The organism is Microbacterium sp. zg-B185, from assembly GCF_030246885.1.
GTDB lineage: Bacteria > Actinomycetota > Actinomycetes > Actinomycetales > Microbacteriaceae > Microbacterium.
The window spans coordinates 1,486,896-1,512,542 of sequence record NZ_CP126739.1; the positions used below are offsets into that span (position 1 = coordinate 1,486,896).

A 25,647-nucleotide genomic window follows, 5' to 3' on the forward strand; every position below is an offset into this window, starting at 1 on the left:
GCTTCGAGCGGAGGGTCCATGGTCGTCTACGTCGACCACGCTGCCACGACGCCGTTGCGCGCGGAAGCGCGCGAGGCGTGGCTGGCCGCCACGGAGACGGTCGGAAACGCCTCCTCGATCCACTCCGCCGGTCAGTCCGCCCGTCAGCTGCTGGAGGAGTCGCGCGAGCGTCTGGCTGCGGCGCTGGACTGCGATCCGGTCGAGGTCGTCTTCACCTCCGGCGGCACCGAGTCGGTGAACCTCGGGATCACCGGTCTGTACCGCGCCCGTCGTGAGTCCACAGGCCGCAACGCGATCGTCGCGCCGCTCGCGGAGCACCACGCCACGCTGGACACGCTCGGCTGGCTGCACGCGCACGAGGTGGCCGACATCGAATGGGTGCCCGTCGACCGCGATGCGCGGGTGGATCTGGACGCGTGGGGCAGCGCGGTGGGCGGTGGCGATGCCGCGGCAGCGACGCTGCTGGCCGCAAACAACGAGGTCGGCAGCCTGCAGCCCCTCGTCGGGGCGGCCGCCGCCGCAGCCGAGGCGGACGTGCCGGTGCACGTAGACGCGGTCGGTGCGTTCGGACACGTTCCGCTGTCGTTCCGGGGCCTGCGCGCGCAGTCCGGATCGGGCAGCGCAGGACTGGTCGCGATGAGCGTCGCGGCGCACAAGCTCGGCGGACCGGTCGGTGTGGGTGCGCTGGTCGTGGCGCGCGAGGCGCGCGTCGAGCCCCTCCTGCACGGCGGCGGGCAGCAGCGCGGTCTTCGCGCCGGCACCCAGGATGCCGCCGGCGCAGCGGCCTTCGCTGTGGCGGCGGAGCTGGCCGTCGGCGAACTGGCCGCCGAGTCGACGCGCATCCGGTCCCTGCGCGACCGGCTCGAATCGGGGCTGCGGGCTCGGATTCCGCACGCGCGAGTCTCGGCCGCGGCGGCGGAGCGGCTGCCCGGGCACCTGCACGTGGTGTTCCCGGGAGCGCAGGGCGACTCGCTGCTGCTGCTGCTGGACACTGCGGGAATCGCCGTCTCGACGGGTTCGGCCTGTCAGGCCGGCGTGCCGGAGCCCTCGCACGTGGTGCGCGCGATGGGTCTCGGGGAGAGTGCGGCGCGCAGCGCCCTGCGGCTGACGCTGGGACGGACCACCACCGATGCGGACGTCGACGCCGTGCTGGATGCGCTTCCGGCCGCGTTCGAGCGGGCACGCGCGGCCGGGCTGTCCTCACGCCGCGTTCCGGGCTCCGCTCCCAGCTTCGGCGGAGCCCAGCGCTCGTAGACTCTTCACATGCGTGTTCTGGCGGCGATGAGCGGTGGGGTGGATTCCGCGGTGGCCGCCGCGCGCGCCGTCGACGCCGGGCACGATGTGGTCGGCGTCCACCTCGCGCTCTCGCGGGCGGGTGGCACACTCCGGTCAGGGAGCCGAGGCTGCTGCACGATCGAGGATGCGATGGACGCGCGACGTGCCGCGGATCGTCTCGGCATCCCGTTCTACGTCTGGGACTTCTCGGAGCGGTTCCGCGACGACGTGATCGAGGACTTCGTCGCCGAGTACAGTGCCGGCCGGACACCGAATCCCTGCATGCGCTGCAACGAGCGGATCAAATTCGCCGCGGTGCTCGAGAAGGCGCTGGACCTCGGCTTCGACGCCGTCTGCACCGGGCACTACGCGATCCTGCGCGAGAACGCCTCGGGGGAGCGCGAACTGCACCGCGCCAGCGACGCCGCCAAGGACCAGTCCTACGTCCTCGGGGTGCTCACCGCCGACCATCTCGCGCACACGCTGTTCCCGCTCGGCGAGACCCCGTCGAAGGCGCTGGTGCGCGCCGAGGCGCAGGCGCGCGGACTGACCGTCGCGAACAAGCCGGACAGCCATGACATCTGCTTCATCCCCGATGGCGACACCCGCGGCTGGCTGGCCGAGCGGGTCGGGGCGGCGCGAGGCGACGTGGTCGATCGCTCCGGCGCCGTCGTCGGAACGCACGAGGGCGCGCACGCGTTCACGGTCGGTCAGCGCCGCGGGCTCGCCCTCGGCGTGCCCGCCTCGGACGGGAAGCCGCGCTTCGTGCTGGAGGTGCGGCCGGTCAGCAACACCGTGGTGGTCGGGCCGAAGGAGGCGCTCGCGACGGCGGAGATCGCCGGGGAGCGGTTCACGTGGACGGGTGCGGCACCGGCGGTCCCGGATTTCGCCTGCCACGTGCAGATCCGCGCCCACGCCGATCCGGTGCCGGCCCGGGCGCGACTGGCCGGCGGCGCGCTGACGGTCACCCCGGAGACGCCGCTGGACGGTGTGGCGCCGGGGCAGACCGCGGTGCTGTACGACGGGACCAGGGTGCTGGGTCAGTTCACGATCGATCGCACCGTCTCGGCCGTCCCCGTCGAAGCCCGACCGGCGGGGCCCGCGGGCTCATCTGTCGCAGGCGGCTTCTAGACTTACGGGCGTGACGGATGCCTCCACCCCTGCCAACGCCGACCACGGCACGGACATCGCGGGCCTGACCCTGGATGAGGCCCGCACGCACGCGAGCGAGCTCACCGATCGCATCCTCGGCGCCCGTGAGGCCTATTACGGGCAGGATGCCGAGATCGTCGACGACGCGACCTATGACGCGTGGATGCACCGGCTCGAGGCCATCGAGCGCCTGCATCCCGAGCTGCAGGGCCAGGACTCGCCCACGCTCTCGGTCGGAGCCGCGTCGGGCACGCTGTTCGCTCCGGTCGAGCATGCCGAGCGGATGCTGAGCCTGGACAACGTCTTCAGCGACGAGGAGTTCCTCGCCTGGGCGACCCGGGTGGAGCGCGACGCGGGCAGGCGGGTGCATTACCTGTGCGAGTTGAAGATCGACGGGCTCGCCCTCTCGCTCCGGTACGAGCGCGGACGCCTGGTGTCGGCGGCGACCCGCGGTGACGGCCGGGTGGGCGAGGATGTCACCGAGAACGTGCGCCGGGTGCGCGGCATCCCGCAGCGGCTCGCCGGGACCGGGCATCCGCCGCTGGTGGAGGTGCGCGGGGAGGTGTTCTTCAACGTCGCCGACTTCGAGTCCCTGAACGCATACCAGGAGCGGATGGGCGACCGTCTGTTCGCCAACCCCCGCAACGCCGCCAGCGGCTCGCTGCGGCAGAAGACCGAGGGCAAGAACGACCGGCAGCTGGAGGCGATGCACCAGCGGCTGTCGCGGCTGCGCATGACCGTGCACGGCATCGGCGCGTGGCCGGACCCCCCGGTGTCGACGCAGAGCGAGATCTATGCGCTCCTGGCCACCTGGGGGCTGCCGACCAGCGCGTACTTCTCCGTCGCCGACTCCGCCGCCGCGGCGGACGAGTTCATCCGCCACTACGGTGCGCACCGGCACGACGTCGAGCATGAGATCGACGGAATCGTGGTGAAAGTCGACGAGCTGGCGCTGCACGACGAGCTGGGCGCGACCAGCCGCGCTCCGCGCTGGGCGATCGCCTACAAATACCCTCCCGAGCAGGTCAACACCAAGCTGCTGGACATCGTCGTCTCGGTCGGCCGCACCGGACGCGCCACCCCGTTCGCGGTGATGGAGCCGGCGCGGGTCGCCGGGAGCGTGGTGCGTCAGGCGACGCTGCACAACCAGGACGTGGTCAAGGCCAAGGGTGTGCTGATCGGCGACACCGTCGTGCTGCGCAAGGCCGGCGATGTGATCCCGGAGGTGCTCGGCCCCGTCGTCGAGCTGCGCGACGGGACCGAGCGGGCCTTCGTGATGCCCACCGTCTGCCCGGAGTGCGGACACCCGCTCGCTCCGGCGAAAGAGGGCGACATCGACCTGCGTTGCCCGAACGCGAGGTCGTGCCCCGCCCAGGTGCGCGGGCGGGTGGAGCACATCGGGTCGCGTGGTGCGCTGGACATCGAGGGGCTCGGCGAGGTGTCCGCGGCGGCGCTCACCCAGCCGGTCCGGCCGGAGATCCCCCCGCTGGTGACCGAGGCGGGGCTGTTCGACCTGCGCCCTGAGGACCTGTTCGGCATCGACGTCGTGGTCCGCGACGCCGAGACGGGCCTGCCCAGGCTGCTCGAGGACGGCAGCCCGGACACCCGATCGCCGTTCCGCCGCCAGCGCAAGAAGACCGACCCGCCCCTCGACACCGACGGACCGTTCGACGGAGACGCCGCACACATCCTGTCCTCCTCCGCGACCCAGCTGCTGGCCAACATCGAGCTGGCCAAGACGAAGGATCTGTGGCGCTTCCTCGTCGCGCTCAACATCCGTCACGTCGGGCCGGTCGCCGCGCGGGCGCTCGCGCAATGGTTCGGCTCGCTCGACGCGATCCGTGCGGCGTCCCGTGACGAGCTGGCCGCGGTGGAAGGGGTCGGCGGGATCATCGCGGACTCGTTGATCGACTGGTTCGAGGTGGACTGGCACCGTGACATCGTCCAGCGCTGGACGGCGGCCGGGGCGCAGCTGCACACCCCCGGCCACCCCGGACCCGGTGCCGCCGCCGAGGCGGGCGGGGTCCTGGAGGGTGTGACCGTGGTGGCCACCGGCTCGCTGGAGGGATACAGCCGCGAAGGGGCGCAGGAGGCGATCATCAACGCGGGCGGGAAGGCCGCCTCCAGCGTGTCGAAGAAGACCGATTTCGTGGCGGCCGGACCGGGCGCGGGCTCGAAACTGGCCAAGGCCGAAGAGCTCGGGGTACGGATCATCGACGCCGCGCAGTTCCACGTGCTGGTCACCCAGGGGCCGGCCGCCCTGGGCGACGGTGCCGGCGCGGACGGCGCCGATGCCGCGTCCGCGAGTGGGGAGTGAGCGGTCATGGCGCAATGGCTCTATCGCATCGTCCCGGCCCGTCCGGGTTTGCCCGACGCAGCCGATGAGCACGAAGAGGCCGTCGCCGACCACCTCGATTACGTCCAGGCCCTGAAAAGCGCCGGCATCCTGATCCTCGCCGGCCGGATGCCGGAGGATCCCACCACCCCGGCCATCACGATCATCGAGGCGCCCGACGAGGAGACGGCGCGTGCCGTCATGCAGACCGATCCGGCGGTCGCCGCCGGTGTGATGACCGCGACGCTGTACCCGTACGCCCTCGCGGCCGGCGCGGAGCAGTAGCGTGCCGGTCTTCGACCATCTCGGCATCACCGTCGCGGACCTGGACCGCGCGACCGAGCAGTTCGACCCGCTGCTGCAGGCGCTCGAATTCACGCGATACGACGCGGACGGCTCGGTCTCCTGGTATCGAGAGGGCGACGTGGAGCTGATCCTGTTCCCGGCGCGCGAGCCGGATTCGCAGCCGCACCGGCACGGCGAGGTGGGATGGCAGCACCTGGCCTTCGCGGTGGAGTCCCGGGCGGAGGTGGACCGCCTGCACTCGGTCGCCCTCGCTGCGGGGTGGTCCGCCGTGCGCGAGCCGAAGCTGTATCCGCGGTTCAACGACCGCTACTACGCGTCCTTCGTCGAGGATGACAGCGGCATCCGCCTCGAGTTCATGCACAACCCGCCTCGGTCGCCGCCCCTATCGGATCCGCGCGACTTGCGGATAGGTTGAGGGGCCGATCCTCTCGGCGGAACCGACAGGATGGGGCCGACATGCGAGTGCCGCGCACGGGCAGGGCAGAGCACATCGGCCGGCGCGGGATGAGTGGGCTGCTCGCCGCGGTCTTGGCCCTGGGGCTGGCCGCCTGCGGGGCAGGGCCGGTGTCCCAGGAGGCCTCGCCCGCGCCGACGGGTCAGACGCCGACTCCGGGGCTGGATCGGCAGCTGGTGGCCGCTCTGGAGGCGGCGCTGGACGAATCGTTCGCCGCCACACAGCTGCCCGGCGTCCTGGTGGGCCTCTGGATCCCAGGCCAGGGTGAGTGGGTGGCCTCGCGCGGGACCGCGAACCTGGAGACGGGGGAGCCGATGAAGGCAGGCAACCAGCAGAAGATCGGCAGCATCACCAAGAGCATCGTCACCAGCGTTGCCCTGCAGCTCATCGGGGAGGGCACCTCCGGCCTCACGCTGGAGGACACGATCGACCGCTGGTACCCGGACTTCCCCGAAGCGTCCCACATCACCGTGCGGATGCTGATGAACATGTCCAGCGGCATCGGCCCTCCCGGTATGGAACAGATCGAGCGCATCTGCGCGGCCCCGTACGCGGTCGCCGACCCGGAGCGTGTCATCGCCATCGGTGCGACGACGCCGAGGTCGGGCTTCGCGCCCGGTGAGGGATTCACGTACTCCGGTTTCAACACCTTCCTCCTCGGCCGCATCCTCGAGGAGACGACCGGCGAAGACCTGGCCGGTCTGATCCAGGCCAGGATCACCGAACCGTTCGGACTGAGCCGCAGCCGGTTCGCGCCGGACGGGCAGGTGGAGGCACCGTCGACGCACGGATATTCGCTGTTCTGCCCGGAGCTGCCCCGTCCCACCGACACCATCGATTGGTCCAACGCGGAGAGCTGGGCTGCGGGCGCCATGGTCTCCACGCTCGACGACATGCACGCGTGGGGCCGGGCCTTGGGGGCAGGAGCCGGCATCTCGCCCGAGCTGCTGATCGCCCGGTACGGCGACACCGCTCCGGATTCCGGCGCGGACGGTCTGGCATACGGACTCGGCGTGCAGGTGCACCGCGACCTCGCCACGGGATGCATCCTCGATCTCGGTCACTCCGGGGCGGAGCCCGGGTACGGCACCAACGTCACCTACTTCGCGACGACCGATGCCGTGTTCGTCGCGTTCGCCAATGGCGACGGCGGGACCGGTGAGGAGGTCTTCCGGGTGGTCCAGGCGCTGCACCCCGTCTTCGCGTCGGCCGTCACGGAGATGCCCACGCAGCCCTGCAGCCGATGAAGGCCGGCGCGTCGCACTCCGCGTGCGCCGCCGCAGGAGCCGTCGCGGGGTTCCGCTAGCCTGAGCGTCGTGATTCTCGACACCTCCCAGGCTGTCGTGACCAGGCATCCGCTGGCCATCGGGCATGCCGTCGGGGCGATGACCGCCCTCGCGCTGGTGCTCGCCGCCACTTCCTCGGCGTACGGCTATCACCGCGACGAGCTGTACTTCCGCATGCTTCCGCCCGCGTGGGGCTACACCGACCAGCCGCCGCTCACTCCGCTGCTGGCCAAGGCCGCCGTCGGGCTGTTCGGCGACAGCGTCGTGGGGCTGCGGATCCTCGCGCTGGTGTGCGCAGCGGCATCCGTGCTCATCCTGACCCTGGTCACCAGGGAGGTCGGCGGCACGCGCGTGGCGCAGGCCCTCACCGCGTGGGGCATGGCCGGGGCCAGCCTCACCCTCCTCTTCGGGCACGTTCTGCTCACGGCCAGCCTCGACCTCGTGGTGTGGCCCGCCGCACTGCTGTTCACGATCCGCGCGGTGCTGCGTGCGGACGGCCGGTGGTGGCTGGCCGCGGGTGCCGTGATCGGGGCGAGCACGTTCAACAAGCTCCTGGGCGTGATCCTCATGATCGGCATCGCCGTCGGACTCGCCGTGTGCGGACCACGACGATGGTTCCTGTCGGGCTGGCTGTGGGGCGGCGTCGGGCTGGCGGGACTGCTCGCCGTGCCGAACGTGATCTACCAGGCCGCCCACGGATGGCCGCAGTTCGCGATGGGCGCCGCACTCGCTCAGAACAACGCCGACGAGGTGCGCATCCTCGTCGGACCCATGCTGATCCTCCTCGTGGGCCCGGTGCTCGCCGTGTTCTGGATCGCCGGCCTTGTCGGGCTGTTCCGCCGACCGCTGTGGCATCCGCTGCGCTTCCTGTCGGTCACCTTCGCCGTGGTGGTGCTGTTCGTCTTCATCGCCGGCACGCAGTTCTACTACACCGCAGGGGTGCTGGCGGTCCTGACCGCGATGGGCTCGGTGCTGGTTGCCGGCTGGGCGCGCACGAGGCGCCGTCGCACCGTGGTGGCGGTCCTGCTCGGGGTCAACGCCGTCTCGTGCGCGATCGCGTCGCTCCCGGTGCTGCCGGTGCAGGTCTTCGGCGCCACCGGGCTCGCCGCGATCAACTCGGCAGCGGCCGATCAGGTCGGCTGGGAACGGTACGCAGAGCAGGTGACGGATGCCGCGGCATCCGTCCGCGCCGATGCGATCATCACGAGCAACTACGGCGAGGCGGGGGCACTGGACCGTTTCGGTGTCGGCCTGCCGCCGGTGGTGAGCGGGCACAACGCACTCGGCGACCTGGGCCCACCCGCGGCCGATGCCCAGACGGTCCTGCTCGTGGGATGGCAAGGTCGCGGTATGCAGCGCTGGTTCGAGGAATGCGCCCTGGTGGACACGCTGGAGAACGGCGTCGGCGTCGACAACGAGGAGCAGGGGGCGCCCGTGATGGTGTGCACCGGCCCGCTGGAGCCCTGGGACGAGTTGTGGGAGAGGTTCCGTCACCTGGATTGAGCTTCGGGCGATGCCTGCTAGCGTCCCAGCATCCGATTCACACTGCACCGAGTTTGGAGTTTCGATGAAGCTGCTCCTGACATCCGGCGGGGTCACGAACGACAGCATCCGCCGGCGACTGATCGAGCTGGTCGGAAAGCCGATCAGCGAGAGCACAGCGCTCCTCATCCCGACGGGGCAATGGGGCCAGCCCGCGTGTACTCCCGAATCGGTGTGGCGGTCCATCGCCGGGGCGTGGCCGGACAGCGCGAACCTCGGCGGCCTGGGCTGGAAATCGGTCGGAGTGCTCGAGCTGACCGCCCTGCCGAGCATCGACCGCGCACGATGGGTCACGTGGGTTCGCGACGCCGACGTCCTCCTGGTGGACGGCGGCGAGGCCGTCTACCTCGCCCATTGGATGCGGGAGTCCGGGCTGGCCGATCTGCTGCCGTCCCTCGACGAGACCGTCTGGGTGGGCGTCAGCGCCGGGAGCATGGTCATGACGCCTCGCATCGGCGAGGATTTCGTGGACTGGAGACCCGGCGGCGGCGATGAGACGCTGGGCGTCGTGGACTTCTCGATCTTCCCCCACCTGGACTACCCCGGCTGGTCCGGCAACACCCTGCCCCGTGCGCGCCGATGGGCGGCCGACATGTCCGGTCCCGCGTACGCTATCGACGACCAGACCGCGATCGCGGTGGTCGGCGATGCGGTCGATGTCGTCTCCGAGGGGCACTGGGAACTGTTCCCGCCCCAGCAGCGCCAACCGGTCGGAAGCGCCGCGCAGATGTAGGCCCGAGGTTACGGCCGGTGGGTGCCCGACCGTTCGTTGCCGCGCTTGTAATTGCCGGTGACGCGCGCCATCACCTGCTGCGGCTCGTTGCGCTCGACATCGTCGAGGAACTTCATCGCCGAGGACGCGCGGAGCGTCGCGGCCAACCGGCCATGGTGGCGGATCTCCACACGGTCGCCCCGCACTGTGAACTCGAAGCCGTTCGGTGTGCCTCCCATGGCTTTCAGCATGCCGCACCACGGGCCACAGGGGAATCGACAGGTCGGGTTCCGCAATCCCCTTGTGCGTCACCGCTGAAGAGGCGACACTCCAGACAACACCACCCAAGCGAATGGAGCTCTCCGCGTGCACATCGAGGACAACGGCCCGAATCCGAATGCGTTCGACATCGAGACCGCCACCCGGGAGAACTCGACGTATCGCACGGTGGCCTGGACCGGGAAGTACCTGCAGGTCACTCTGATGTCGATCTCACCCGGAGACTCGATCGGGCTGGAAGTCCATCCGGAGACCGATCAGTTCCTGCGTCTGGACGCGGGCCGCGGCAGATGCGTGATGGGTCCGGAGAAGGACCAGCTCACCTTCGAGCAGGACGTCTCCGACGGCTGGTCCATCCAGGTGCCCGCCGGCACGTGGCACGACGTCATCAACACCGGCGACGAGCCGCTTCGCCTGTACGCGATCTACGCCCCGACACACCACGCGCCCGGCCTCGTGCAGGAAACGGCGCAGAAGGCGGAGCAGGACGAGGAGTCCGGAAAGGACGAGCCGCCGTCGTGGACCGTGCAGCCCGGCCCGCGCGCAGAGGACGAGCACGCCTGAGACAGGCGGCAGGGCCCGTGCCCTCACGAATGACCGTGCCTACGAATGACCAGTCAGCTGCAACAGCGAGTCGCGCACATGGCGACGCAGCACTTTGCCGACCATCGAGGTGGGCAGCTCGTCCACGACGAAGATCCGTCGGGGGACCTTGTAGGGGGTGAGGATGCCGCGGGCGAACTCCCGGACGGACTCGACATCGATCTCCTCACCGGGGGAGACCACGATCGCGGCGACGACCTCCTCACCGGAGTGTTCGCTCGGCAGGCCGACCACGGCCGCATCCTCCACCTGCGGGTGCTGGCGCAGCGCGATCTCCACCTCGGTGGGGGCGACGTTGAAACCGCCGGTGATGATCAGCTCCTTGATCCGATCGACGATGCGGACGAACCCGGCCTGGTCGATGGTCACGATGTCCCCGGTGCGGAACCACCCGTCCACGAAGACGCGCTCGGTCTCCTCCGGCTTGCCGTAGTAGCCACTGAACACCTGGGGACCGCGCACGATCAGCTCACCGGCAGCGCCGGGCTCGACATCCCGGGTCGGCTCCTCCGGATCGACGACCCGCGCCTCCGTGCCGGGCAGCGGCAGTCCGACCGTTCCGGGCACACGGTTGTCCGCGACCGGATTGGCCATCAGCACCGGCGAGGTCTCGCTGAGCCCGTAGCCTTCGACCAGGTATCCTCCGGAGGCCTCCTCGAACGGCACCACCAGGTCGTGGGGCAGCGGCATCGCGCCCGAGATCGCGATCCGCGTGCCCGCCAGCGACACGCCCTTCTCCCGCGATGCCTTCAAGAGCCGCTCGGCGATCGGTGGGACCAACGGCAGGAAGGTCGCCGGATGCTTCTTGGTCACCTCGAGCACCATGTCGGGGTCGAACCGCGGAAACAGGACCAGCCGGGCGCCCATCGACATCGCGAACGTCAGGCACAGGGTGAGCCCGTACGCGTGGAACATCGGCAGCACCGCGTAGACGACGCAGCCGTCGCCGCGCACGATCGAAGGCACCCAGGCGCGCGCCTGCGCGGCATTGGCCAGCAGGTTGCGATGCGTCAGCGCCGCGCCCTTCGGGGTCCCGGTCGTGCCGCTGGTGTACTGGATCAGAGCGAGATCGGCCGTCTGCGGCGTCGGGTGCGAGACCGGCAGCGGGGGAGTCGAGACGATGGATTCCCACGAGATCGTGCCGCCCGCGCGTTCGTGCAGGGCGGAGCGGGCGGCACGCGCCCTCGCGATCGGCATCCTCAGCGCCGCGCGGGTGCGCAGCGGCATCGCCTTGGTGATGTCGACCGAGATCAGCGAGGTGACGGCGAGATCGGCGGGAAACTCCTGCACGGTCGCGACGACCTTGCTCCACACGATCGCGTGACGCGCGCCGTGGTCCTCGAACTGCTTGCGCAGCTCGCGCGGCGTGTACAGCGGATTGTGCTCGACGACCACCGCACCCAGGCGCAGGATGGCGTAGAACGCCACGATGTGCTGCGGGCAGTTGGGAAGGACGATCGCCACCCGATCGCCGTGCCCGACGCCCTGGTCGCGCAGACCGGCAGCGGCGCGCTCGATCGCGAAGTTCAGCTCGCGGTAGGAAGTGGTGCGGCCGAAGAACTGCAGCGCCGGCGCGTCGGGGTAGTCACGGGCCGAGGCCTGCACGATGTCCACCAGTGATCCGCTCAGCGGCCCGAGATCCGCCGGGACGCCCTCGGCGTAGCTGGCGATCCAGGGGCGGGGAGGCTCGTACGTCGTCACCGGAACAGCCTACTTACGGTCCGAACGCGCAGGCGGGCGCTCGTAGGATGGGGGAGTGTCTGAAATCACCCCTGATCTCGTGCGCCATCTCGGTGTGCTCGCCCGGATCCAGCTGAGCGACGAGGAGGTCGGGCGCCTCACGGGGCAGCTCGACGTGATCGTCGACAACATCGCCAAGGTCTCCCAGGTGGCGACCCCCGATGTGCCGGCGACGAGCCACCCGATCCCGCTGCAGAACGTCTTCCGTCCCGACGTCGCCGGCGACATGCTCAGCACCCAGCAGGTGCTGCAGAATGCTCCGGATGCCGCGGACGGGCGTTTCCGCGTCACGGCGATCCTGGGGGAGGAGCAGTGAGCGACATCACTCGCCTGTCCGCCGCCGACCTGGCCGACAGGCTCGCCTCGCGCGAGGTATCCAGCGTCGAGGCCACCCAGGCGCATCTGGACCGGATCGCTGCCGTAGACGGCGACATCCACGCCTTCCTGCATGTCAGCGACCACGCGCTCGAGGTGGCCGCCGACATCGACCGCCGCCGTGCCGCGGGGGAGCAGCTCGGACCGGTCGCCGGCGTGCCGCTGGCGATCAAGGACGTGCTGGTCACGACCGATATGCCCTCCACGAGCGGATCACGGATCCTCGAGGGGTTCATGTCCCCGTACGACGCGACCGTGGTCGCGCGTTCCCGCGCCGCCGGGCTCGTTCCGCTCGGCAAGACGAACATGGACGAATTCGCCATGGGGTCCTCGACCGAGCACTCGGCCTACGGACCCACCCACAACCCGTGGGACCTCGACCGGATCCCGGGCGGTTCCGGCGGCGGTTCAGCCGCTGCCGTCGCTGCGTTCGAAGCCCCGCTCGCACTGGGGTCGGACACCGGCGGCTCGATCCGCCAGCCCGCCCACGTCACGGGCACGGTCGGCATGAAGCCGACGTACGGCGGCGTCAGCCGCTACGGCGCGATCGCACTGGCATCCAGCTTGGACCAGGTCGGCCCGGTGACCCGAACGGTGCTGGATGCCGGACTGCTGCACGATGTCATCGGCGGTCACGACCCGCACGATGCCACCTCGTTGACCGACCTCTGGCCGTCGTTCGCGGATGCCGCGCGGGAAGGCGCTCGCGGTGACGTGCTCCGCGGTCTGCGGGTCGGAGTGATCAAGGAGCTGCCGGACTCCGGCTTCCAAGCCGGAGTGTCGGAATCCTTCCGCTCGGCGCTGGCCGCGATGCAGGCGCAGGGTGCCGAGATCGTCGAGATCAGTGCTCCGCACTTCGAGTACGGCGTGGCCGCGTACTACCTGATCCTCCCCGCCGAGGCATCCAGCAACCTCGCCAAGTTCGACTCCGTGCGCTTCGGGATGCGCCTGGACGTTCCGGGCGGCACCGTCGAGGACGTGATGGCCAAGACGCGCGACGCGGGCTTCGGCGATGAGGTCAAGCGCCGCATCATCCTCGGCACCTATGCGCTGTCCGCGGGGTATTACGACGCGTACTACGGCTCGGCGCAGAAGGTGCGCACGCTCATCCAGCGCGACTTCGCCGAGGCGTTCGCGCAGGTCGATGTCATCGCGACCCCGTCCGCGCCGACGACCGCGTTCAAGATCGGCGAGAAGATCGACGACCCGCTGCAGATGTACCTCAACGACGTCACCACGATCCCGGCGAACCTCGCCGGGGTCCCGGGCATCTCGATCCCCTCCGGCCTGGCCAGCGAGGACGGGCTGCCTGTGGGCATCCAGTTCCTCGCGCCGGCGCGCGAGGACGCACGCCTCTACCGTGTCGGAGCGGCGCTCGAAGCAGTCCTGGTCGACTCATGGGGTGCACCGCTGCTGGATCGCGCACCGACCCTTCGACAGGCTCAGGGATCCACCGGAGGGGCACGCTGATGGCCAAGGACAAGCTGATGGATTTCGACAAAGCCCTGGAACTGTACGAGCCGGTGCTCGGCTTCGAGGTGCACGTCGAGCTGAACACCGAGAGCAAGATGTTCTCGTCCGCGGCGAACCCCGCGAACTCCGCCAACCATGCTGCCGGTCCCAACACCCTGGTCGCGCCGGTGGATATGGGACTTCCCGGCTCGCTGCCGACCGTGAACGCAGAGGCGATCAAGTACTCGATCAGTCTCGGGCTCGCTCTGGGGTGCTCGATCGCCCCGACCAGCCGGTTCGCGCGGAAGAACTACTTCTACCCGGACCTGGGAAAGAACTACCAGATCAGCCAGTACGACGAGCCGATCGCGTTCGAGGGCTCGGTCGACGTGGAGCTGGCCGACGGCACCATCGTCACGGTGCCGATCGAGCGGGCGCACATGGAAGAGGATGCCGGCAAGCTGACCCACATGGGCGGCGCGACCGGTCGCATCCAGGGTGCGGAGTACTCCCTCGTGGATTACAACCGCGCCGGCGTGCCGCTCGTGGAGATCGTCACCAAGCCGATCATCGGCGCCGAGCACCGCGCACCTGAGATCGCCAAGGCGTACGTCCAGACGATCCGCGACATCGTCCTGTCATTGGGCATATCGGAGGCCCGCATGGAGCGCGGAAACCTCCGCTGCGACGCCAACGTGTCGCTGCGCCCCCGCGGACAGGAGAAGCTGGGCACGCGCACCGAGACGAAGAACGTCAACTCGATGCGCTCGGTGGAACGAGCCGTCCGCTATGAGATCCAGCGCCAAGCCGCGATCCTGGCAGCCGGCGGTTCCATCACACAGGAGACCCGGCATTGGCATGAAGACACCGGTACCACGTCGCCCGGCCGTCCTAAGTCCGACGCGGACGACTACCGGTACTTCCCGGAGCCGGACCTGCTGCCGGTGGCGCCGTCCCTCGAGCTCATCGAGGAGCTGCGCGCCGCACTGCCCGAACGCCCGGCCGAGCGCCGGCGGCGGCTGAAGAGCGAATGGGGCTTCAGCGACCTCGAGTTCCAGGACGTCGCCAACGGCGGCCTGCTCGCCGAGGTGGCCGCCACGATTGCGGCCGGGGCAGCCCCGGCAGCCGCACGCAAATGGTGGACCGGTGAGATCAGCCGCCTCGCGAACGCCCAGGGACGGGAGGCAGCCGATCTGATCTCGCCGGCCGATGTGGCAGCGCTGCAGGCGCTGATCGAGGCCGGCACCCTCACCGACAAGCTCGCACGGCAAGTGCTGGAAGGCGTCGTCGCCGGGGAGGGCACCCCGCAAGAGGTGATCGACCGGCGCGGACTGGCCGTCGTCTCGGACGACGGCGCACTGATCGCCGCGATCGACGAGGCGCTCGCGTCGCAGCCGGACGTCATGCAGAAGATCCGCGAAGGCAAGGTGCAGGCGGCCGGCGCGGTCATCGGCGCCGTGATGAAAGCGATGCGCGGTCAAGCCGACGCCGCCCGTGTGCGTGAACTGATCCTCGAGCGCGCGGCGCAGTAGCCTCATCCGTCGCATGTCGGCGGCGCGGGGGAGAATCGACGTATGGGACGCGGGGACGGCACGGGGCGGTTGGTCTCCCCGGCGGACGCGGACGACGCCGGAACCGGCATCCTGCACGTGGACATGGACGCGTTCTACGCATCGGTCGAGGTGCTGGATGACCCTTCATTGCGGGGCAAGCCGATCATCATCGGCGCCCCCGATGGGCGCTCCGTGGTCTCGAGCGCTTCGTACGAAGCACGCCGCTTCGGCGTGCGTTCGGCCATGCCGGTCGGCCAGGCACTGCGGCTGTGCCCCACCGCGATCGTCGTCCCCCCGCATTTCGACCGCTACCTCGCCCTGTCGGCGCAGGTCATGCGGGTCTTCCACGACGTGACGCCGCTGGTCGAGCCGCTCTCGATCGACGAAGCGTTCCTGGACGTGCGCGGCGCGGGGCGGCTGTGGGGCAGGCCGGGGCAGATCGCGCGGATGCTGCGAGAGCGGGTGGTCGAGGAGACCGGACTGACCTGCAGCGTCGGGGTGGCCGCGACCAAGCACGTCGCCAAGATGGCCTCGACGATCAGCAAGCCGGACGGCATGCTGATCGTGCCGGCGTCCGGAACCGCGGCGTTCCTCGCGCCGCGCTCTGTCCGCGCGCTCTGGGGCATCGGCCCCAAGTCCGCAGAGGCGCTCGAGGGGCGCGGCATCCATACGATCGGGGATGTGCTGCAGACGCCCCGGCCCGTGCTGGACCGTGCTCTGGGGCCGGCGATGGGCGACCGCATCTGGCAGCTGGCGCGCGGGCTGGACGCGCGCAGGGTCGATACCGAGCGGGTCGAGAAGAGCATCGGCCACGAAGAGACCTTCCACGAGGACATCGGCGACCTCGGGGTGCTGCGCACCGAGTTCCGCCGCCTGGCCGATCGGGTGGGGGCACGCCTGCGCACACACGGCTGGGAGGCGCGCACCGTCGCCATCAAGGTGAGGTTCGCCGATTTCAGCACGATCACCCGGTCCCAGACGCTGCCCGAGCCGACGGCGGTAGGGCAGCGGATCGGCGAGGCGGCGCTCGAGCTGTTCGGCGCCGTCGACCGCCGGATGCCGGTACGACTGGTCGGCGTCCGTGCCGAGAAGCTGCTCCCCTCCGGCGGTGCGGCGCTGACGCTCTGGGACGACGACGCCGAGTGGCGTCGCATCGAGGGGGCGCTGGATGACGCGGCCGCCAGGTTCGGGTGTGGGGCTGTCACGCGCGCGACCCTGCTCGGCGGGCCGCGCGGAGGGGGGACCCTGCCCTCCCACCCGAAACCGCACAGCCTCGATTGAGACCGGACCCCGCCGTGGCTCTGGGCATGCCGCCTCCAGCCCGGTACCGTTGAGCCATGCCCAACATCGCACTCGAACTCGGCAAGCAGTCCGCGACCTTCGGCGTGAAGAGCGCCTACGGCGAGCAGACGGACATCGACGGAGTCCGCATCGTCCCGGTCGCGCTGACGTGGTCAGGATTCGGTGGCGGCTCCGATGAGTCGGGCAACGGCGGCGGGGGTGGCGGGGGATACGCCGTCCCCCTGGGTGCCTACATCCGCCGCGGGGACGATCTGCGGTTCGAGCCGAACGTCGTGTCCTTCCTCGCGGTCGCAATCCCCTTCGTGTGGGTCGCCGGTCGCGCACTCAGCCGTGTCATCCGCGCTCTCAAGCGCTAGCGCCGACCCCTTCTCCGCCGCGCTCGACGTCGCCGCTGCGCACATCCGCGAGGCCATCGTCGGTGTCGCGGCAGCCAACCCGGTCGTGCTCATCGACGGCAGAAGCGGATCCGGCAAGACGACGCTCGCGCGCCGGCTGGTCGCGCGCTGGCCGTTGCGGGGTCGCGTTCAACTGGTGGCGCTCGATTCGCTGTACCCGGGCTGGGATGGCCTGGCTGACGGTGTCGAGGCCGCTCGCGAGCTGATCCTGCGCCCGCACGCCCGCGGGATGATGGGGGTGTGGGAGCGGTGGGACTGGGATGCCTCTGCCCACGCCGAGGCGCATGCCGTGGACCCGTCTCTTCCGCTCATCGTGGAAGGCTCCGGTCTGCTGACCGCATCCACCTCTCAGCTCGCAGATGTGCGCGTCTGGCTGGAGTCACCGCCGTCCTCACGCATGCGCCGCGCCCTGCATCGCGACGGCGACGCGTATCGTCCGCACTGGGCGCGCTGGGCCGAGCAGGAGGAGAGACACCTTCTTCGCGACGCACCGGCCAGCCGTGCCACCCTCGTGTTCGCGATCCCGTGACGCAGTTTCAGTCGTCCTCGGATGCGGCCTGTACGAGCCCGTCCAGCCGGTACCCGAGCCACTCGTAGATGCCGAATCGCGGATCGTCCACGTCGTGGTCCTCCTCGGTGCGGATGTCCAGCCGGGTCGCCAGCACCAGTCTGATCGCGGCCAGTGAGCGCAGCCACGACCTCAGGTCCTCAGGATCAAGGCGCAGCTCGACGATCTCCATCGCCACATCTTCCGCGGGCGCGTCCGGCAGGACGGCGGCGTCATGCAGCGAGGCCAGCACCCGATCGGCGTCATCGCGGCGGCGGTCGAGCAGATCCTGTTCGGTCACGTCTCGGAACTCCTGGGCGGCCGTGGCGTCATCGGCATAGGCATCCGGCACCAGACGAGCGATCGCCGGGTCGCCGCCCGCGCTGTGGGCTCCGTCCAGCAGCTCGGCGAACTGCTGGACGAGACCGGCAAGATGAGCCGCCTCCATCCGCGTCAGCTCCAGCACGACCGTCCGGGCGCCGCTCACTGGGGTGCCTGCCGCAGCGTTGCCCACAGACCGTAGTCGTGCATCGCCTGAACGTGCAGTTCCATCTGCTCCCTGGCCCCTTCGGCGACGACGGCATGCCCGTCGTGGTGGACAGCCAGCATCAGACGCTCCGCATGCGGTCGGTCGAACCCGAAGTACTCCCGGAACACGTGCGTGACATAGCTCATGAGGTTCACCGGGTCATTCCAGACGACCGTCTGCCACGGGCGACGAACCTGTGCGTCGAGTCGGATCTCGCGGTCTTCGACCACGTCGGGCGCGGCGGGGTTGGCCATCACGCCCATCCCAGTTCGTGCAGGCGCTCGTCGTCGATTCCGTAGAAATGCGCGATCTCGTGGACGAGGGTCGTGTGCACCTCGTCCCGGAGATCACCGATGCTGTCGCAGACAGCGAGATGCGGCTCCCGGTACAGGATGATGCGGTCGGGCAGTTCGCCGGAACCGTAGCGGTCGCGTTCGGTCAGCGCCCAGCCGTCGTAGAGGCCGAGCAGATCCAGACTCCCGTCGTCCGGGCGATCCTGCACGACGAAGATCACGTTATCCAGTCCGTCGACCATGTCGTCGGGAAGCCTATCCAGTTCGTCGACCACAAGGGCCTCGAATGCCGAGGCATCCATGTCAAGCATTGGGGTGAGTAACGGGGCTCGAACCCGCGACATCGGCCACCACAAGGCCGCGCTCTACCAACTGAGCTATACCCACCATGTCCACCGCGTGTGCGGAGGAACCAGGAAATTCTCTCATACTCCGGGCGCGAAAGACGAAACGGCGGCAGCCGCCGCAGCCCGCGCGCCGTCGCTGGTCGGCCCCGGCTCGGGCACGAAGACAGCGGAGCGGTAATACGCGAGCTCGAGGATGGATTCGCGGATGTCCGCCAGCGCACGATGGCCACCGCCCTTGGCGGGAGCGTGGATGTAGGCGCGCGGATACCAGCGTCGGCTGAGCTCCTTGACGCTGGACACGTCGACATTGCGATAGTGCAGCCAGCGGTCGACGCGGGGCATGTATTTCGCCAGGAACATCCGGTCGGTGCCGATGGTGTTCCCGGCCAGGGGTGCCTTGCCCTCGAGGGGGACGAAGCGCTGGATGTACTCGAGCGCCTCGAACTCGGCCTCGGCCACGCTGACGCCGTCGGGGATCTCGGTGAGCAGCCCGGATTTCTCGTGCATGGCGGTCACGAAGTCGTTCATGTGGGCCAGCGCCGTGTCGTCGGGCTTGATGACGATCGAGAAACCCGGGTCGAGCGGCCGAAGCTCGAAGTCCGTCACGACGACCGCGATCTCGACGAGTTCGTCGATCGCCAGATCGAGACCCGTCATTTCGCAGTCGATCCACACGAGTCTGTCGTTTTCCGAAGCCCCCACCATGCGCTCCATCCTAGTCAGGGGCTCGGGACACGCCCTGCCCGCCGGCGGGCACCGGATCCTCCCGCGGGGGCGCGATACGCTGGTTTCGCGCCTCCGTAGCTCAGTGGATAGAGCAGCGGCCTTCTAATCCGCCGGTCACAGGTTCGAGTCCTGTCGGGGGCACTCGTCCCCGTCCGGCCGCCGAATGGGCTCCCGCTCCGCTGGTCCGCGTGGCACTGGCGACTCTCGCGCCGCGGTCGTATGGTCGGAGGGACGGAAGGGGTTCGATGATGAGCACGGCCGAAGCGCGCCATGGACTGTGGGTGGCCTACGGCAACTCCGGTGTCGTCGGCAGCATCCGCAGGGACGACGCCGGGTACACCGTGACGATGGCGGGAGCCGACGCTTCGGCGGGGACGTATCCGTCGATGGAGATCGCCAAGAACGCTCTGCACTCGCGGATGACACCCGGCAGCGACTGGCCGCAGTTCCGCGAGCACTGACTCGCGTCAGCGCCCGTCGCGTCGCGCGGGTGCGGCCGCGCGTGCGGCGGGTGCGGTGTCCAGGAGCGGCAGCGCGACATGCACGAGCGGTCCGATGAGCACCGCGAACAGCACGGTTCCGATCCCGACGGTGCCGCCGAGCGCCCAGCCGGCCGCGAGCACCGTCGCTTCCACGACCACGCGGCAGATCCAGATCGGCCAGCCCAGACGCGCGTGCAGCCCGGTCATCAGACCGTCCCGCGGCCCGGCCCCGAACCGCGCGCCGATGTACAGCCCGGACGCCACGGCGACGAGGAGGATGCCGGCTACCAGCATTCCCAGTTGCGCGGCGAAGCCCGTCACCGGGGGGATGAGCCACAGCACCACCTGCATGCTCGTGCCCACCAGCAGGATGTTCGCCACCGTGCCGATGCCCGGCTTCTGACGGAGCGGGATCCACAGCAGGAGCACGACGAAGCCGAGGATGTTCGTGACCCAGCCGATGCCGATGCCGGTGTGGAGGGAGATGCCCTGAGCGAAGACCGTCCACGGGTCGATGCCCAGTCCGGCCTGGACCGTCAACGCGCACCCCGCTCCGTACAGGAACAGGCCGACGAGGAGTTGCAGGACGCGACGGGGCATGTCTGCTATCCAATCCCAGAAGTGGACCGTACCGACCAGTCCAATGTCGGTATGGTGGCTGCATGGACTCACGGATATCGGCACGTGCGCTGTCCGCGGCACTCGGCGGCTGGCGCACCCGAGAACCCGCCTACGAGGCTCTGGCGGACGGCATCCGGCTGCTGTGCCTGGACAACCGGCTTGCTCCGCGGACGGCACTCCCGGCCGAGCGTGAGCTCTCGGCCGGACTGCGGGTGAGCCGCAGCACGGTGGCGGCCGCGTATCGCAGCCTGCGCGAGTCCGGGCATATCGCCAGCACGCGCGGGTCCGGCAGCGTCACCCTCCCGTTGCGACGCCGCGACCCTGGACGCGCCCCGTCCACCGAGGGCGCGGTGGACCTGCAGCAGGCGAGCCCGCCGGCCTGGCCCGGCCTGGCCGGCGTGGTGGCGGAGGTGGCGCACTCCGCGGCGGCCCTGGTCTCCCGCGTCGGATACGACGTCCTCGGACGGACCGAGCTGCGGGAGGCGATCGCGGCGCGGTACCGCGACCGCGGCATCCCCACATCCGCCGGCGAGGTGATCGTCACCACGGGCGCCCAGAGCGCCATCCACCTGCTGGCCGCCGTCCTGCTCGGGCGGGGCGATCGGGTGCTGATCGAGACCCCGACCTACCCGCACGCCGCCGACGCCTTCCGGCGCGCCGGCTCGCGCCTGGTCGGTGTGCCGGTGACGACCGATGACGGCTGGGATCTGGACCGCGCGGAGCAGGCGTTCGCGCGTACACTGCCCGTGCTGGGCTACCTGATGCCCGATTTCCAGAACCCCACGGGCCGATCGATGACCGAGGTCGAGCGCACTGCCTTCGCCCGCGCGGCCGATCGCACCGGCACCGTCCTGGTGCTGGATGAGACCACGGCCGACCTGGACATCGACCGCGGAGCACTCTCACCCGGGTTTTTGGACGGGGACCCGGCACTGACGGTGCGCGTCGGCTCCCTCGGAAAGACGGTGTGGGGGGGACTGCGCATCGGATGGATCCGCGCCGAAGCAGACCTCATCCGTCGCCTGGTGGCGGCGCGTCCCGCGCAGGACCTGGGTACCCCCGAGTTCGAGCAGGCGGTTGCCGCAGCGGTGCTGCCCGAGTACGCCGCCGTCGTCGCGCAGCGGTCCCACGTCCTGCGGGCCGGGCGGGATGCCGTCCTGACCGCGTTGGCGGCGGACCTGCCGGAGTGGCGTGTACCGCGGACGCACGGCGGGGTGTCGCTCTGGCTCGAGCTGGACGCGCCCCTCAGCTCCGCTCTGGTCATGGACGTGCGCTCGCGGGGCCTGCTGCTCTCCGCAGGCCCGAGATTCTCTGTCGATGGTGGCCACGACCGGCATCTGCGGATTCCCTTCACCGGCTCGCCGGATGAACTCGTCCGCGCCGTGTCGATCCTCGCCGAGGCATGGCCTCGCGTGCGCGGAGGGGCTCCGGTGTCCATCGTCGACCAACTGGACTCGGTGGTCTGAGCTGCAGTCGGTCACCGGCTGAACGTCACGCACTCCACGGCGTCGTCGGCCGACCAGAATTCGCCGAGTTCGAGGAACGCGCGGCTCGGTGCGTGAAAGCGCCGGGCGCTGTACCTCAGCTGCGCGCCCTGGCCGATCGCCCGGAGGTGACCCAGGACCAGGCCACGGCCGTCCACGATCCGCCAGAGCGCGGGCGCGGCTCGAATCAGGCGGACGCCGCGGGCGCGGGACAGGTTCGGTGTTCCCGGTGCGGGCTCGTCCAGGATGAGACTCATGTCGTGCTCCTCTCCGATAGGTCGAAGATACGTTCGACCTCCGACATCGCCCACCGTGACGAGCGAGGGCAACCCCGTCGGCTCCTCCCCAGGGCGCCAGGGACGACCCGTTCTGCGCAGAGCGCCACCCTCAGGCCCCGGACCGTGCTCGGTCCGCGCAGTCTGAGATGGCGCCGGTGCCCGACGGGCACTCGGGCATCGGCGCGACCCGGGGACGGTCCTCGGGCAGAGAGGATGCGACATGAGCGACACCATCACGATCGTCGGAATCATCGGGACCGACCCGGAGCGGAAGAACCCCAATGGTCTGCCGATCACCACATTCCGCGTCGCCAGTCCGCAGCGCCGTTTCGATCGCTCCACCGGCGCGTGGACGGACAGCGGCACCAACTGGTACACCGTCTCGGCGTACCGCAGGCTCGCCGAGCACGCCTTCCAGTCGTTGCGCAAGAAGGACCGGGTGATCCTGACCGGTCGACTGCGCATCAGGTCCTGGGACACCGGCGAGAGCAAGGGCACCGCGATGGAGATCGACCTGGAAGCGATCGGGCACGACCTGTTCTGGGGCACGTCCGTGTTCACCCGCGATGCGCCCGCTGCGGTGGCATCGCCGTCCGAGCCGGCGGGGGATGCCTGGGCGCCGGCCGACGTCGCCGACCCGGCGTGGGGGAGCCCGGCCCAGCAGAGCCTGGATGCGGACACGGTCGCCCCGCAGGCGGCCACCGGGTCGGAGTCGGCTGACCGACTGGCGCTGGCCGGCGTCGAGGCCCCGTTCTGACCGGCGCACAGAAAGCGCTCGGGGCGGCCCACCTAGACTCTGTCCGTGTCCCGCCCCCCCGAGCGTCGCCGTGCGCGCCCCGCATCGTTCGTCCTCCTCGCTGTCGGACTCGGCGCGGCACTGGTGCTGAGCGGATGCTCCGATCCGCAGACGGCGAGCAGTCCGCCGCCGAGCGCAACCGCAACGGCGGCGCCGGAGGCATCTCCGTCGGCCGCGGTGCCCGCCGGCCCGGCGCTGATCCCCGAGGGGAGCGCGCAGGACAACCTGCCGCTGTTCACCAGCGTCACCGCTGCCGTCTGGGCCGGTCCCGAGAACGTGTCCGGACGCGCGTATGTCGATGCTCTGGTGGCAGCGGGGTTCGACAAGGCGGCCATGCAGGTCACTGCCGACCAGACCACCATCGGCAACCCGGCCGAGAGCATCCAGTTCGCCGTCCGGTGGGGTGCGGACTGTCTGGTCGGCCAGGTGGGCCCGTCGTCAGGTGCTCCGGTGACCGTGGTGACGCCCGGTCTGGGCGACGGGAAGTGCCTGGTGGGTGCCACGCGTCCCATCGACTGGTGAGCGTGTCTGGCCCCACCCGGGCGGATCTCGGGCACATGACCGCCCCGTAGACTGGAGCGGATATGGCTGAATACATCTACTCGATGGTCCGCGCCCGCAAAGCTGTCGGCGACAAGGTGATCCTTGACGACGTCACGATGGCCTTCCTCCCCGGAGCGAAGATCGGCGTCGTCGGACCCAACGGCGCCGGAAAATCCACGATTCTGAAGATCATGGCGGGGATCGACACCCCGAGCAACGGCGAGGCGAAGCTCAGCCCCGGCTACAGCGTCGGCATCCTCATGCAGGAGCCGGAGCTGGACGAGGACAAGACCGTGCTGGAGAACGTCCAGCAGGGCGTCGGTCCGATCAAGGAGAAGCTCGACCGCTTCAACGAGATCTCGGCGCTGATGGCCGATCCGGATGCCGACTTCGACACGCTGCTGGCCGAGATGGGCACGCTCCAGGAGGCGATCGACGCCGCTGATGCGTGGGATCTGGACTCGCAACTGGAGCAGGCGATGGACGCGCTGCGCACGCCGCCGTCCGAGGCGATCGTCTCGAACCTCTCCGGTGGCGAGAAGCGCCGCGTCGCGCTGTGCAAGCTCCTGCTGCAGAAGCCCGATCTCCTGCTCCTCGACGAGCCCACCAACCACCTCGATGCCGAAAGCGTCCAGTGGCTCGAGCAGCACCTCGCCAAGTACCCCGGCGCCGTGCTGGCCGTCACGCACGACCGGTACTTCCTCGACCACGTCGCGGAATGGATCTGCGAGGTCGACCGCGGCCGGCTCTACCCGTACGAGGGCAACTATTCGACCTACCTCGAGAAGAAGCAGGAACGGCTCCAGGTCCAGGGCAAGAAGGACGCCAAGCTCGCCAAGCGGCTCGCATCCGAGCTGGAATGGGTGCGCAGCAACGCCAAGGGCCGCCAGACCAAGTCCAAGTCGCGTCTGGCACGCTATGAGGAGATGGCCGCGGAGGCGGACCGCACGCGGAAGCTCGATTTCGACGAGATCGTGATCCCGCCCGGGCCGCGCCTGGGACAGCTCGTCCTGGAGGCGAAGAACCTCCAAAAGGGCTTCGACGGCCGCAGCCTCATCGACGGACTGAGCTTCACGCTGCCGCGCAACGGCATCGTCGGCATCATCGGGCCCAACGGCGTCGGCAAGACCACGCTGTTCAAGACGATCGTCGGACTGGAGCCGCTGGACGGCGGGCAGCTCAAGGTCGGCGAGACCGTCGAGATCTCGTACGTGGACCAGACTCGCGGCGGGATCGACCCGAACAAGTCGCTGTGGGAGGTCGTCAGCGACGGCCAGGACTGGATCCAGGTCGGCAAGGTCGAGATCCCGTCGCGCGCGTACGTCTCGCAGTTCGGGTTCAAGGGCCCGGATCAGCAGAAGAAGGCCGGAGTCCTCTCCGGCGGTGAGCGCAACCGCCTCAACCTGGCGCTGACTCTCAAGCAGGGTGGCAACCTGCTGCTGCTCGACGAGCCGACGAACGACCTGGACGTCGAGACGCTCGGCAGCCTGGAGAACGCTCTGCTGGAATTCCCCGGCTGCGCCGTGGTCATCACTCACGACCGGTGGTTCCTGGACCGCATCGCCACGCACATCCTGGCGTACGAGGGCACCGAAGAAGAGCCCGACAAGTGGCACTGGTTCGAGGGGAACTTCGAGGCGTACGAGGAGAACAAGATCCAGCGCCTGGGACCGGATGCGGCCAAGCCGCATCGCTCCACGTACCGCAAGCTCACCCGTGACTGATGAGCCGACCCGGGCAGCGGCATCCGCCCGGCGAATCCACATTGCGATAAACCTGCGCTGGGGCGATCTGGACGCGTTCAATCACGTCAACAACGCCGCGATGCTGAAGCTCCTCGAAGAGGTGCGCATTCGCGCGTTCTGGCGGCCGGGAATCGACGAGGAGGCGCCGCCGACCGCGGTGCTGGACTCCGGGATCGACACCGGTACGCTGACGCTCGTCGCCCGGCAGGAGATCGAGTATCTGCGTCCGGTGCCGTACCAGCGCAATCCGCTGGACGTGCAGCTCTGGTTCGGCAAGGTCGGCGGATCCAGCATCGAGGTCTGCTACGAGGTGTTCAGCCCCGCCACCTCGGCCCAGCAGGAGCTGTACGCCCGTGCCTCGGCCGTCGTCGTGATGGTGGATGCCGCCACGGGCAGACCCGTGCGACTGACCGACGAACAGCGGCAGGCCTGGACGCCCTATCTGGGCGAACCCATCGCGTACGCGCACCGTCGCTGAGGAGCACCGTCGCTGAG

Annotated in this window: 29 protein-coding genes and 2 tRNA genes; 22 read left to right on the plus strand and 9 right to left on the minus strand. The window is 69.8% G+C overall.

Annotated elements, in window-relative coordinates; genetic code table 11:
- The first annotated feature begins 18 nt into the window (after positions 1-18).
- The 8 genes from QNO12_RS07130 (at position 19) to QNO12_RS07165 (ending at position 9,083) form a co-directional block, all read left to right on the plus strand.
- Positions 19-1,254: a cysteine desulfurase family protein gene (locus QNO12_RS07130; RefSeq protein WP_257502083.1), complete on the plus strand. Its 1,236-nt coding sequence runs from the start codon at positions 19-21 to the stop codon at positions 1,252-1,254.
- A 9-nt stretch (positions 1,255-1,263) separates the two neighbouring features.
- Positions 1,264-2,406 (plus strand): tRNA 2-thiouridine(34) synthase MnmA, encoded by a 1,143-nt coding sequence (gene mnmA / locus QNO12_RS07135; RefSeq protein ID WP_257502084.1) that lies wholly within the window; start codon positions 1,264-1,266, stop codon positions 2,404-2,406.
- A gap of 10 nt (positions 2,407-2,416) precedes the next feature.
- On the plus strand, positions 2,417-4,744 hold the full coding sequence (ligA, locus tag QNO12_RS07140; protein WP_374761023.1) for an NAD-dependent DNA ligase LigA: 2,328 nt from the start codon (positions 2,417-2,419) through the stop codon (positions 4,742-4,744).
- 6 nt (positions 4,745-4,750) lie between these two features.
- Positions 4,751-5,047 carry a YciI family protein gene (locus QNO12_RS07145; protein ID WP_257502085.1) on the plus strand — a complete coding sequence of 99 codons (297 nt, stop codon included), beginning with the start codon at positions 4,751-4,753 and terminating at the stop codon, positions 5,045-5,047.
- A 1-nt stretch (position 5,048) separates the two neighbouring features.
- Complete coding sequence (locus QNO12_RS07150) at positions 5,049-5,483, plus strand: VOC family protein (RefSeq protein WP_257502086.1); 435 nt, start codon at positions 5,049-5,051, stop codon at positions 5,481-5,483.
- 41 nt (positions 5,484-5,524) lie between these two features.
- Positions 5,525-6,769 (plus strand): serine hydrolase domain-containing protein, encoded by a 1,245-nt coding sequence (locus QNO12_RS07155; RefSeq protein ID WP_257502087.1) that lies wholly within the window; start codon positions 5,525-5,527, stop codon positions 6,767-6,769.
- 69 nt (positions 6,770-6,838) lie between these two features.
- Entirely contained in the window at positions 6,839-8,311 is a 1,473-nt protein-coding gene (locus QNO12_RS07160; protein ID WP_257502088.1) for an ArnT family glycosyltransferase, read from the plus strand.
- Positions 8,312-8,375: 64 nt separating this feature from the next.
- Positions 8,376-9,083 carry a Type 1 glutamine amidotransferase-like domain-containing protein gene (locus QNO12_RS07165; RefSeq protein WP_257502089.1) on the plus strand — a complete coding sequence of 236 codons (708 nt, stop codon included), beginning with the start codon at positions 8,376-8,378 and terminating at the stop codon, positions 9,081-9,083.
- Positions 9,084-9,091: 8 nt separating this feature from the next.
- On the opposite strand, the gene QNO12_RS07170 is transcribed toward QNO12_RS07165, so the two are convergent.
- Positions 9,092-9,301 (minus strand): hypothetical protein, encoded by a 210-nt coding sequence (locus QNO12_RS07170; RefSeq protein WP_257502090.1) that lies wholly within the window; start codon positions 9,299-9,301, stop codon positions 9,092-9,094.
- Between the two features lie 127 nt (positions 9,302-9,428).
- On the opposite strand from QNO12_RS07170, the gene QNO12_RS07175 reads away from it, so the two are divergent.
- Positions 9,429-9,905 (plus strand): cupin domain-containing protein, encoded by a 477-nt coding sequence (locus QNO12_RS07175; RefSeq protein ID WP_257502091.1) that lies wholly within the window; start codon positions 9,429-9,431, stop codon positions 9,903-9,905.
- 39 nt (positions 9,906-9,944) lie between these two features.
- On the opposite strand, the gene QNO12_RS07180 is transcribed toward QNO12_RS07175, so the two are convergent.
- Positions 9,945-11,645: a long-chain-fatty-acid--CoA ligase gene (locus QNO12_RS07180; RefSeq protein ID WP_257502092.1), complete on the minus strand. Its 1,701-nt coding sequence runs from the start codon at positions 11,643-11,645 to the stop codon at positions 9,945-9,947.
- A gap of 55 nt (positions 11,646-11,700) precedes the next feature.
- Between QNO12_RS07180 and gatC the strand changes: the two genes are divergently transcribed.
- From gatC to QNO12_RS07210, 6 genes are read left to right on the plus strand one after another with little or no spacing between them, the layout of a single operon-like run.
- Positions 11,701-12,000, plus strand: coding sequence for an Asp-tRNA(Asn)/Glu-tRNA(Gln) amidotransferase subunit GatC (gene gatC, locus QNO12_RS07185; protein WP_257502094.1), 300 nt, complete (start codon positions 11,701-11,703; stop codon positions 11,998-12,000).
- A complete protein-coding gene (gatA, locus tag QNO12_RS07190; RefSeq protein ID WP_257502096.1) occupies positions 11,997-13,529 on the plus strand; it encodes an Asp-tRNA(Asn)/Glu-tRNA(Gln) amidotransferase subunit GatA in 1,533 nt (510 codons plus the stop codon). Before gatC ends, gatA begins: the two co-directional genes overlap by 4 nt.
- The gene (gene gatB / locus QNO12_RS07195; RefSeq protein WP_257502097.1) at positions 13,529-15,043 is read left to right on the plus strand and encodes an Asp-tRNA(Asn)/Glu-tRNA(Gln) amidotransferase subunit GatB; all 1,515 of its coding nucleotides are present in this window, start codon (positions 13,529-13,531) and stop codon (positions 15,041-15,043) included. The genes gatA and gatB overlap by 1 nt, the downstream gene beginning before the upstream one ends.
- A gap of 42 nt (positions 15,044-15,085) precedes the next feature.
- Entirely contained in the window at positions 15,086-16,345 is a 1,260-nt protein-coding gene (gene dinB, locus QNO12_RS07200) for a DNA polymerase IV (RefSeq protein ID WP_257502098.1), read from the plus strand.
- A gap of 56 nt (positions 16,346-16,401) precedes the next feature.
- Positions 16,402-16,722, plus strand: coding sequence for a hypothetical protein (locus QNO12_RS07205; RefSeq protein ID WP_257502099.1), 321 nt, complete (start codon positions 16,402-16,404; stop codon positions 16,720-16,722).
- A complete protein-coding gene (locus tag QNO12_RS07210) occupies positions 16,697-17,290 on the plus strand; it encodes a nucleoside/nucleotide kinase family protein (RefSeq protein ID WP_257502100.1) in 594 nt (197 codons plus the stop codon). Before QNO12_RS07205 ends, QNO12_RS07210 begins: the two co-directional genes overlap by 26 nt.
- Before the next feature lie 7 nt (positions 17,291-17,297).
- Here the strand turns inward: QNO12_RS07210 and QNO12_RS07215 are convergent, their stop codons facing one another.
- The 5 genes from QNO12_RS07215 to orn all read right to left on the minus strand — a co-directional run bounded on the left by QNO12_RS07215 (position 17,298) and on the right by orn (position 19,182).
- Complete coding sequence (locus QNO12_RS07215; RefSeq protein ID WP_257502101.1) at positions 17,298-17,795, minus strand: DUF2017 family protein; 498 nt, start codon at positions 17,793-17,795, stop codon at positions 17,298-17,300.
- Complete coding sequence (gene clpS, locus QNO12_RS07220; RefSeq protein ID WP_257502102.1) at positions 17,792-18,100, minus strand: ATP-dependent Clp protease adapter ClpS; 309 nt, start codon at positions 18,098-18,100, stop codon at positions 17,792-17,794. The genes QNO12_RS07215 and clpS overlap by 4 nt, the downstream gene beginning before the upstream one ends.
- Positions 18,091-18,441, minus strand: a complete 351-nt coding sequence (locus QNO12_RS07225; protein ID WP_257502103.1) for a metallopeptidase family protein — start codon at positions 18,439-18,441, stop codon at positions 18,091-18,093. The genes clpS and QNO12_RS07225 overlap by 10 nt, the downstream gene beginning before the upstream one ends.
- A tRNA-His gene (locus QNO12_RS07230) sits at positions 18,442-18,517 on the minus strand.
- A gap of 38 nt (positions 18,518-18,555) precedes the next feature.
- A complete protein-coding gene (orn, locus tag QNO12_RS07235) occupies positions 18,556-19,182 on the minus strand; it encodes an oligoribonuclease (RefSeq protein ID WP_257502104.1) in 627 nt (208 codons plus the stop codon).
- An 89-nt stretch (positions 19,183-19,271) separates the two neighbouring features.
- Here orn and QNO12_RS07240 point away from each other — a divergent pair.
- Positions 19,272-19,344, plus strand: a tRNA-Arg gene (locus tag QNO12_RS07240).
- 107 nt (positions 19,345-19,451) lie between these two features.
- On the plus strand, positions 19,452-19,664 hold the full coding sequence (locus tag QNO12_RS07245) for a methyltransferase (RefSeq protein ID WP_257502105.1): 213 nt from the start codon (positions 19,452-19,454) through the stop codon (positions 19,662-19,664).
- Between the two features lie 6 nt (positions 19,665-19,670).
- Here the strand turns inward: QNO12_RS07245 and yczE are convergent, their stop codons facing one another.
- Positions 19,671-20,285, minus strand: coding sequence for a membrane protein YczE (yczE, locus tag QNO12_RS07250; RefSeq protein WP_257502106.1), 615 nt, complete (start codon positions 20,283-20,285; stop codon positions 19,671-19,673).
- A gap of 62 nt (positions 20,286-20,347) precedes the next feature.
- On the opposite strand from yczE, the gene yczR reads away from it, so the two are divergent.
- Positions 20,348-21,772 (plus strand): MocR-like transcription factor YczR, encoded by a 1,425-nt coding sequence (yczR, locus tag QNO12_RS07255; protein ID WP_257502107.1) that lies wholly within the window; start codon positions 20,348-20,350, stop codon positions 21,770-21,772.
- An 11-nt stretch (positions 21,773-21,783) separates the two neighbouring features.
- On the opposite strand, the gene QNO12_RS07260 is transcribed toward yczR, so the two are convergent.
- Positions 21,784-22,047: a hypothetical protein gene (locus QNO12_RS07260; RefSeq protein WP_257502108.1), complete on the minus strand. Its 264-nt coding sequence runs from the start codon at positions 22,045-22,047 to the stop codon at positions 21,784-21,786.
- A 241-nt stretch (positions 22,048-22,288) separates the two neighbouring features.
- On the opposite strand from QNO12_RS07260, the gene QNO12_RS07265 reads away from it, so the two are divergent.
- The 4 genes from QNO12_RS07265 (at position 22,289) to QNO12_RS07280 (ending at position 25,630) form a co-directional block, all read left to right on the plus strand.
- Entirely contained in the window at positions 22,289-22,825 is a 537-nt protein-coding gene (locus tag QNO12_RS07265) for a single-stranded DNA-binding protein (RefSeq protein WP_257502109.1), read from the plus strand.
- A gap of 45 nt (positions 22,826-22,870) precedes the next feature.
- The gene (locus QNO12_RS07270; RefSeq protein ID WP_257502110.1) at positions 22,871-23,386 is read left to right on the plus strand and encodes a DUF6993 domain-containing protein; all 516 of its coding nucleotides are present in this window, start codon (positions 22,871-22,873) and stop codon (positions 23,384-23,386) included.
- 62 nt (positions 23,387-23,448) lie between these two features.
- Entirely contained in the window at positions 23,449-25,131 is a 1,683-nt protein-coding gene (gene ettA / locus QNO12_RS07275; protein ID WP_257502111.1) for an energy-dependent translational throttle protein EttA, read from the plus strand.
- Positions 25,124-25,630 carry an acyl-CoA thioesterase gene (locus QNO12_RS07280; RefSeq protein ID WP_257502112.1) on the plus strand — a complete coding sequence of 169 codons (507 nt, stop codon included), beginning with the start codon at positions 25,124-25,126 and terminating at the stop codon, positions 25,628-25,630. The genes ettA and QNO12_RS07280 overlap by 8 nt, the downstream gene beginning before the upstream one ends.
- Positions 25,631-25,647 lie beyond the last annotated feature (17 nt).

Bases quoted from the DNA above. Each gene is read 5' to 3' on its own strand.
- QNO12_RS07130 (WP_257502083.1), top strand. From the start codon at position 19: ATGGTCGTCTACGTCGACCACGCTGCCACGACGCCGTTGCGCGCGGAA.
- mnmA (WP_257502084.1), top strand. From the start codon at position 1,264: ATGCGTGTTCTGGCGGCGATGAGCGGTGGGGTGGATTCCGCGGTGGCC.
- QNO12_RS07145 (WP_257502085.1), top strand. From the start codon at position 4,751: ATGGCGCAATGGCTCTATCGCATCGTCCCGGCCCGTCCGGGTTTGCCC.
- QNO12_RS07155 (WP_257502087.1), top strand. From the start codon at position 5,525: ATGCGAGTGCCGCGCACGGGCAGGGCAGAGCACATCGGCCGGCGCGGG.
- QNO12_RS07165 (WP_257502089.1), top strand. From the start codon at position 8,376: ATGAAGCTGCTCCTGACATCCGGCGGGGTCACGAACGACAGCATCCGC.
- QNO12_RS07170 (WP_257502090.1), bottom strand. From the start codon at position 9,301: ATGGGAGGCACACCGAACGGCTTCGAGTTCACAGTGCGGGGCGACCGT.
- gatB (WP_257502097.1), top strand. From the start codon at position 13,529: ATGGCCAAGGACAAGCTGATGGATTTCGACAAAGCCCTGGAACTGTAC.
- dinB (WP_257502098.1), top strand. From the start codon at position 15,086: ATGGGACGCGGGGACGGCACGGGGCGGTTGGTCTCCCCGGCGGACGCG.
- QNO12_RS07205 (WP_257502099.1), top strand. From the start codon at position 16,402: ATGCCCAACATCGCACTCGAACTCGGCAAGCAGTCCGCGACCTTCGGC.
- clpS (WP_257502102.1), bottom strand. From the start codon at position 18,100: ATGGGCGTGATGGCCAACCCCGCCGCGCCCGACGTGGTCGAAGACCGC.
- QNO12_RS07225 (WP_257502103.1), bottom strand. From the start codon at position 18,441: ATGCTTGACATGGATGCCTCGGCATTCGAGGCCCTTGTGGTCGACGAA.
- orn (WP_257502104.1), bottom strand. From the start codon at position 19,182: ATGGTGGGGGCTTCGGAAAACGACAGACTCGTGTGGATCGACTGCGAA.
- QNO12_RS07245 (WP_257502105.1), top strand. From the start codon at position 19,452: ATGAGCACGGCCGAAGCGCGCCATGGACTGTGGGTGGCCTACGGCAAC.
- yczE (WP_257502106.1), bottom strand. From the start codon at position 20,285: ATGCCCCGTCGCGTCCTGCAACTCCTCGTCGGCCTGTTCCTGTACGGA.
- yczR (WP_257502107.1), top strand. From the start codon at position 20,348: ATGGACTCACGGATATCGGCACGTGCGCTGTCCGCGGCACTCGGCGGC.
- QNO12_RS07260 (WP_257502108.1), bottom strand. From the start codon at position 22,047: ATGAGTCTCATCCTGGACGAGCCCGCACCGGGAACACCGAACCTGTCC.
- QNO12_RS07265 (WP_257502109.1), top strand. From the start codon at position 22,289: ATGAGCGACACCATCACGATCGTCGGAATCATCGGGACCGACCCGGAG.
- ettA (WP_257502111.1), top strand. From the start codon at position 23,449: ATGGCTGAATACATCTACTCGATGGTCCGCGCCCGCAAAGCTGTCGGC.